Genomic DNA, 946 nt, shown 5'->3' with positions numbered 1-946 from the left:
TCCTCCAAAAACGGGCTGCGAATGATTCGAAAAATACTCAAATAAAAAAGCGCAGATAACCTGCGCTTTTTACAAATCCTTAATACACCAATCAATCGGCGCCTCTCCCATTTTCTCCAAATAGGCATTCGCCCGGGAAAACGGTCTGCTCCCGAAAAATCCGTTTCTCGCCGAAAACGGGCTGGGATGCGTCGATTCAATGATAAAATGCTTGGACGTGTCGATCCGTTCTTTTTTCATTTGAGCATGCCGTCCCCACAAAATAAAGATAACCGGCCGCTCCCTTTCACTCAGCACGTCAATAATTCGGTCCGTCAGTCGCTCCCAGCCTTTTCCCTTATGGGAATTCGCCTGTCCGCGCCTTACTGTCAGCACAGTATTCAGCAAAAGAACGCCTTGCTTTGCCCAGCTCACAAGCGACCCGTGATTCGGGATGCTGCACCCGATGTCCTGCTGCAGCTCAAGAAAAATATTTTTTAACGAAGGCGGCTGCTTTACACCGGGCTTGACAGAGAAGCTTAAACCTTGAGCCTGTCCCGGCCCGTGATACGGATCTTGTCCCAGAATGACGACCTTGACATCATCATATGATGTATAATGCAGCGCATTGAAAATATCCCGGCTGTCCGGATAAATCGTTTGCTCCGCGTATTCCCGCTTCAGCATTTCTCTGAGCTCTTGATAATACGGTTTCTCAAACTCTTCCTTTAGCTGATTCCACCAGCTGTCTTGTAAAAGCTGTTTCAAGATTTAGGCCCCCTTACGAACGATGAAGTCTGGAATAGACAGGCTCGCCATCCCAAACCATTTCACTTTTTGCTTCCCGCCTCTTCATCTCAGGCTCTTCAAGCAGGACGGCAAAGTTTTTCGTCGGCAGCTCCCCGAGTCCGTGCTTTTCACTTAAACGATCCAAATATTGCTTCCGCTTGGCGCCAAGGTCCGCAGA

1 protein-coding gene and 1 pseudogene are annotated in these 946 nt (G+C 48.7%); both read right to left on the bottom strand.

The window, feature by feature from the left end; translation table 11 throughout:
• Positions 1-69 precede the first annotated feature (69 nt).
• Positions 70-747: a uracil-DNA glycosylase gene (locus ACWHAR_RS24170; protein ID WP_003242965.1), complete on the bottom strand. Its 678-nt coding sequence runs from the start codon at positions 745-747 to the stop codon at positions 70-72.
• Positions 748-760: 13 nt separating this feature from the next.
• Positions 761-946 (bottom strand): annotated as a pseudogene (locus tag ACWHAR_RS24165) (glycosyltransferase family 2 protein); the annotation flags it as partial.

Source organism: Bacillus sp. LR--39 (assembly GCF_053613335.1).
The sequence above is the reverse complement of the archived record's forward strand: the minus strand, read 5'-3'. Positions and strand labels throughout refer to the sequence as shown.